This window comes from Salinivibrio sp. PR5 (assembly GCF_001996085.1).
Classification (GTDB): Bacteria; Pseudomonadota; Gammaproteobacteria; order Enterobacterales; family Vibrionaceae; genus Salinivibrio; species Salinivibrio proteolyticus.
The window spans coordinates 39,679-46,226 of sequence record NZ_MUFK01000027.1; the positions used below are offsets into that span (position 1 = coordinate 39,679).

Sequence of the window (6,548 nt, forward strand, 5' to 3'; positions counted from 1 at the left end):
AGCGTTAAGCGTTAAGCGTTAAGCGTTAAGCGTTAAGCGTTAAGCGTTAAGCGTTAAGCGTTAAGCGTTAAGCGTTAAGCGTTAAGCGTTAAGCGTTAAGCGTTAAGCGTTAAGCACCATGTTATTAAGCGCCACCGCCGAGTGGCGCTTTTTTTGATAGCCATAGAAAGGGTAAAAAAGCATAGAAAGAGGAAAAATACTCGAGGGATGATTGCTGTTTTCTCTCCCATCCAGACTGAGATAATGCCTTGATGACTACCTTTGTCACGACATGCACAAATAATAAGGAGAAACCATGACCGAATGGGAAAAAATGTGCCAAGGACTTGTGTTTGATGACAGCGATGGCTCCATTGATATCCGGCGAGACCATGCCACACGAACCTTGCAAGCATTCAATCAAAGCGTAGAGACTGCAACAAGAAAGCAACTACTCAACACGCTATTACACACCATCGGCGAAGGTTCGGTGATCCAGCCGCCATTCTATTGTGAATTTGGCGAGACCATCCAGGTTGGCAGCAATACCTTAATCAACATGAATGTCACTATGTTGGATGGCGCTCCGATCACGATTGGCAACCATGTGCTAATTGGCCCCAATACCCAGTTTTACACTCCCACCCACTCTCTCGATTATCGAAGCCGTCGAAAATGGGAAACATGGTGTAAACCCATTGTGGTCGAAGACGATGTATGGATTGGCGGTAACGTGGTAATCTGTCAAGGCGTCACCATCGGGGCTCGCAGCGTCATCGCCGCCAATGCGGTGGTTAAGCACGACGTGCCACCTGACAGCCTTTACGGTGGCACGCCTGCACGCTTGATAAAGTCGCTTAATCACCACGATTAATCAATATTGCGCCAGCCACTTGGCGCATTAAGCCCCCAGCGAGCAAACTCGACTCCACTGTATATGGCGCGTCCTTGTTTGCCATGAATCACCGAAATAGAGGACGCCTCTTCGCCAGCCAATATTCGATTGACGTACTCTCCCGCCTGAATCCCTTGCGATTCACCAAATAACACTACCCCTCCTGCGGTTTGGCCTTTACCCACTGAAAAGTCCCAGAAGCCAAATAAAGGGATCGCACTATGTTGGTTGGTCCAAGCTAATACCTTATCCGGATCGACGACATTGCCATCGTTATCACGGATAATTTGATAGAGCCCCACAATGATGATGTCATAGCCATCGCTGTCTTTGACTGAGGCTTTCCACGCGTCAAACGTCTCATGGTTTTCAATCGTGGCATCAATCCCCAGTTTACTCTTCAAACTTTGATATTGGTTACTGATATGGTCGGTGGCGATGGTCGCGGTCGTCCCTGCATCAAACATGATTTTGACGATGAGTTTGTCTTTACCCAACATTTGCCCAATCTCTCGCATACTGCGCGCAAATAGCGGGCGCTCGAGCACACCAGTTACTCTCGCCTTACCGCTATATTTGGCCATCAACCGACGTGGGTTAGAATTGATACCTAAAAATACAATATCAATATCCTCATTTTGTAAACGCGGTAACATATAGCCCAACGCATTATCGTCGCCCAGTACCACCACATCTGGCGCAACCTGTTGATACATAGCGAAGGCTTTATCAGCTTGACTGTCATAATCGGCTTTCGGTAAACGTTTAGTGTCCATCTCAAAGGTATGTAAGGTCACATCATCGCCAAGCGTACTTTCGAGCCCACGAATGTAGCTTTCATCCCAGCCATATTCTTTGTGATAGCTCTCAATCAAAAGGACGTCGGCAGCCCATAAAGGACCCACTGAGGCAGCATAGAACACTATAACCAGTAGCCAGTTTTTCATACTCACACTCCGTCTTTTTGTTCTTTCACATTATTAACCCTAGTCAAAGGATGGATACCGAGAAAGCACATAACAGGAGTGAGAGCGCAGTCATGAATCAAAAGGGAAAAAAGCCGCCACGTTCGTGACGGCGGTAGATAAGTGTTTATCGAGGCATAAAGGTATTTTTGTAAAAGCCTTGGAAGCCTGAGTTCAGCACATAGAATTCGACCCCGCCGAATAAGCGCAGCGCTTTCCCCTCTCCTTGGGTCTGTTGCTTAGGTTCGATAGCACCAAAACGTTTATAGCGACTTTGTGTGACGAGAATAAATTCGTGTCTACCGTCATTGTCCCCTTCTGGTGGCGAGTAGTGACCGACAATATGAAGTCCCACACTATGAGCTCCCTCAGGTAGCGGCATATCTTGCAGTAAACGCACCTGAGTAAAGTTGTGTTGTTCATCACGCTCGATAATTGTTTGATATAGGCGACGATCTTCTTCTGCAACACCATCCAGATCAAGCGTATAGAAGATACTCACCATGTCGCCAGTACAAACGAGCGTTAACGATGGGAAGTAGTCATCCGGGTATCCATCGGTAAAATCTTCGCTGATGAGTGACACCTGTCCATCTTTGATTTGATACACATGCTTGTCTTTGCATACCACAATAAAGATGCATGACTGCTGCTGGTGCACCGCAACAATATCAATAACGTCCTGTGTGCGAGATGAAGGAAGCTGAATAATGTCGCTACTTTGTGGGGCATTTTCGATGCCTTGAGTAAAATACAGATACTTCGAATAACTCTTTTCGCATAAAAATAATGCTTGGCTATTCGAGTGACGGTCAACACATTCACTTGCTATTGTGCAGCGATCTATTTGCCAATCTGGGTTCCATTGTTCGTAGCTTAGGCTATCAGTAAACCCATCGTTGAAAAATCGATCGGTGCGGCCAAACTCAGGGTAATCGAAATTACGGCCGAAGTAATAAGTACGGCCCGTTATCTGAGATGACACCATCGCGTCTAGATAGTTGCGGTTTTCACGATCTTCAACTGATTGAATGTGCTCCCAGTCAGTATTCATTGTCTTGACATCAAACGGCCTAAAGCAGGTATGCGCATCCCAATATATCCGAGTGCGGCAAATATACTGACCAACATCGGCATGAATGAGGTCTGCAGGTTGCACCACTTGATTGGTATAACGCTGTATCGGCGAAGGTTCGGGCTTAGGCTGACGTAATGCATCGAAAATCCATTGTGCAATCGCGATCACGATCCCTACGATGGCGACCACAATACCTAGCGGTCCTGCCAACACACTCCCCATCAGTGCCGCGACCGCGAGCCCAAATGCAGCGCCCGATATCAAGAAGTTAACTGAAGCCCACACAATATCCGCGGTATCACCGCTGGCAATCGCTTGACCGAGATTCCATCCGGCAACCCCGACCGCAATAAAGGCGAGCCCCACAAAACATTTACTCACCAGACTCGATACTTTGCCGAGAAATAGTGATTCCGCTATTCGGCGCTCAACGTTCATAAACTTGGCAACCCGGCCGGTCAGTTTGCCTAGAAACTGACTAAATTTAGACATGACTTTCGCGAGTTCATCAGTAATGGGGGTTCCCTTACCGAATAAGAAGTGTGTCACTTTAGTCGCGAGGATTTCATAGCTAATTTGCAACGAGGTTTCGATAAATGCGGCTCCCAGCCCGATGAGCTCAACGGGACTATCCCACTCTTCTCTGTCTGTCGCGGATGCCCAAGTGAAATGTCCCACCCCCAGCAACAAGGTCAGCGAGGATAGAACAACGTCAGTCATACTTCGCTGGCCACTGACCGGCGTCGCCAATTCAGGATATTGCCTTGTCAACGCTTGCTGAGTAGCGTCGTTCCCCAAGGTCTCGTCGCGTAATCCTAGTCCTTTAAACGTGTTCCAAACGGTTTGTACGCCACCGTTGTTGCTAAAGAACTGCTGCCAGAACTGGCTTTGGGTAGACGAGTCATTGTTCTGCAGAATGCGAGCAACGGCGAAGAAATTCTCCTCATTGGCGAGCACGGAATATTCATCACTCTCACTCCCCCAGCGCAAACTAAACGCGACACCGTTGATTACAGTGCCGAATAGCACTCGCTCGATTTCACGCAGGGCGTCCTCGGTTTTGGGTCGGCCTGCCGCAATGTTTAAAGTGCGTATTTTTGCACTCGTCGCATTCACCTTTTGAACCGCAATATTGAAGCGGTTATCAGCATTGTCGTTTACCGCACAATCGTTAAGCAGCGACTCAAGCGTGCTATCTTGCTGGTAGTATGCGATCAGCTCATCTAACCAATAAGACGCATTTTGTTTGTACTGACCCAGTGCATTACCTTGACAATAATTTGTCGCGATCGCGTAAAGCTCATCAATGATTTGTTTGAAGATTTCCCCTTTCTCTGCCAAGTCGATATTGGCATGCGCTTTGATCATGTCCCAACTGTTGTAGGCAAGGCGATCATTAACGTCCACATTCTCTTGCCCTTTGTAGCCATACTGTAAATATTGACTGATGTATTCAGCCATATAGTCATTAAAGTAGGTTTGATAGCGCGCATAAACATCACTCACTGACTGTTGATTATCATGCATGGCTAGTACATCGTCATTTGGCTCAACCGCACCGCCTATGTCGGCGCTCAGACCACCGTGATGGATCCGAAAGTTATGCTTCATCATATTCTGAAACATCACATGCGCGAGGTAGTTAGCTTCGTCTGTGGACGTCTCGAAATCCACTCGGTCTAACCCTAAACCGCGATGTTCTGAGGAATCCGTGTAAAAACTGATCGCATCAAGCTCACTGAGCCCTGCTGAAGTGGTTGGTGCGATCCACTGTGCCGCTTTGACAGATTTTGGTAACACGGCACCCGCCGCTATGGTTAAAACAGCCGCCGACGAATGGGTTAAAAAACGACGACGACTTTGGGAGCGAAGCCCTTCCCAGACATTGCATTTGCTTTTCATGATTGTCCTCTTCTTAATCGGGATTATCTTGAATGGATAAAAAAACCCGCATCTTCGGATGCGGGTTTGAGGTTATTTAACCGGTTTGATGGTCAACTCAGCATTGTCGAAGCCGAGGCTCGCAAGTTCATCGGGGTCAAAGTTAGAAATCAATTCCACCCCATTTGCCTCGCCAGTCGTGGTCATTGGCGAGATGGAACGCTTAACGCGAGTGGAAGCCGCTTTGCCAATCGGCTTCGCTTGGCCAAGTTCAATGGTCCCTGCATACTGAGATTCTGCAGAAAAGTCACCCGACACATAGGAATAGAACGGACGCAAGCTCTTCCCTGTTGCCCACTGCATGCTCTCTAAGCCATATTTTTCAATCGCCCAGCTCCAGTCCCACCATTTCACTTCGCCGGGGATGTAACGATGATGCCACTGGTAAGCGATATCGTGCTCAGGCTTGCTGCTGCGCCCCATCGTAAAGGTATGTCTTGAAGTCGGACGATTTTCAGGGTGCGAATGCCACGCGTTTCCGCTCCAACGCAAGAAACCGTCAAAAGTCACGTCATAACTAATATCGGCGCCAAAGCGGTACGGATAAGAAATACTCGACCGATACAGCTCAACGCGAATAGGGATCTCAGAGTTCGCCGGGACAAATGGACGCGCTTGTAACGTCACCTGCTCACTGCTCGAGCCACCATTGCTGTTAGCAAAGCTTTGATTCGCCTCAAATGAAATAGTGTGCTTGGTTTTGCCTACCAATGGCCACTTAAATTCGTTTTCTGTTTGTACTTTTTGCGCAAATCCATAGGTATTGGTTTTCGACCAATTGGTGGCCTCATCGACTTTGAGATCAACCACCACTTGTTGAGGCTCGTCGAGGTTGTTGCGGGCGACAGCAGAAATCGTTTTGACTAACTGTTTATCGGACTCAACCACATCACCATGCCAGAAGTCACTGTCATTTAAGGTGTAAGCGAAGTTATCGACCTTGATAGTTGTTTTCTCGTCACAGCGATATCCATCACACCCGCCATCATTGTTACCGCGAATCAACCATTGGTCGCCAGAACGCCAAACGTTCATATCTTCACCGATGTAATCACTGTGATTGCCACCTACCCAAGCATAACCAAGGTAATGTGCGAGATAGCTCAGCGGTTTGATAAATTCACTGCGGTTGTTGACTAGGGAATATTGGATATCAAGCTCAGTGCCTTCTGGTATGCTTTGAGCGGCATAATCCGGAATTTCACCCTCATCATTGATGGGGTAACACCATGTATCTTTTGTTTGGCCGTAGTGTTTGATTTCACCGTTATAGCCGCTACCCATGATCGCCCAATCGCCTTCTAGTCCAGCGATTTGCCATTTCCCCATGCGATCCATCAAAAAGTGGCGATGGGTACTTGCCTCGTCTGCCGTTAAGGGCCGATAGTTGGCTCGACATTGGTCATCGCCTAAGGTATCGAGCACAATTTGGTCAGGATAGACTCTCGCCTGTGCAACTCCCGCACTGACGAGTACTGCGATGGTGGAGAGAGTCAAGGTTGTTGTTCGTGAGATTGTCGCCATTTGACGTCTTCCTTTTGTTAGGTGTTATTAGAGTCTGCCGGCCATTCGAAAGCTGACCCTTTGACCTTTCCATAGCCAATAACAAAAACAAAATGAAAAACGATGATTTAAATTCCCTTTATAGTTCATTACGTTAAGCTGAATTCACATTTATTCTCATAACGTA

General features: G+C 47.5%; 4 protein-coding genes. 1 reads left to right on the plus strand and 3 read right to left on the minus strand.

Going from position 1 to position 6,548, the window contains the following annotated elements; translation table 11 throughout:
* Positions 1–295: 295 nt before the first annotated feature.
* Complete coding sequence (locus tag BZG82_RS10690; RefSeq protein WP_077675968.1) at positions 296–853, plus strand: sugar O-acetyltransferase; 558 nt, start codon at positions 296–298, stop codon at positions 851–853.
* On the opposite strand, the gene BZG82_RS10695 is transcribed toward BZG82_RS10690, so the two are convergent.
* From BZG82_RS10695 to BZG82_RS10705, 3 genes are all read right to left on the minus strand, one after another.
* Positions 850–1,821, minus strand: coding sequence for an ABC transporter substrate-binding protein (locus BZG82_RS10695; RefSeq protein ID WP_077765819.1), 972 nt, complete (start codon positions 1,819–1,821; stop codon positions 850–852). The two genes, BZG82_RS10690 and BZG82_RS10695, sit on opposite strands and share 4 nt — an antisense overlap.
* Before the next feature lie 145 nt (positions 1,822–1,966).
* On the minus strand, positions 1,967–4,819 hold the full coding sequence (locus tag BZG82_RS10700) for a twin-arginine translocation signal domain-containing protein (RefSeq protein ID WP_077765820.1): 2,853 nt from the start codon (positions 4,817–4,819) through the stop codon (positions 1,967–1,969).
* 72 nt (positions 4,820–4,891) lie between these two features.
* Positions 4,892–6,382, minus strand: coding sequence for an aerolysin family beta-barrel pore-forming toxin (locus BZG82_RS10705; protein ID WP_077765821.1), 1,491 nt, complete (start codon positions 6,380–6,382; stop codon positions 4,892–4,894).
* Positions 6,383–6,548: the final 166 nt, after the last annotated feature.

Excerpts from the sequence above, each read along its gene's own strand:
- BZG82_RS10690 (WP_077675968.1), top strand. The coding sequence starts at position 296 with ATGACCGAATGGGAAAAAATGTGCCAAGGACTTGTGTTTGATGACAGC.
- BZG82_RS10705 (WP_077765821.1), bottom strand. The coding sequence starts at position 6,382 with ATGGCGACAATCTCACGAACAACAACCTTGACTCTCTCCACCATCGCA.
- BZG82_RS10700 (WP_077765820.1), bottom strand. The coding sequence starts at position 4,819 with ATGAAAAGCAAATGCAATGTCTGGGAAGGGCTTCGCTCCCAAAGTCGT.
- BZG82_RS10695 (WP_077765819.1), bottom strand. The coding sequence starts at position 1,821 with ATGAAAAACTGGCTACTGGTTATAGTGTTCTATGCTGCCTCAGTGGGT.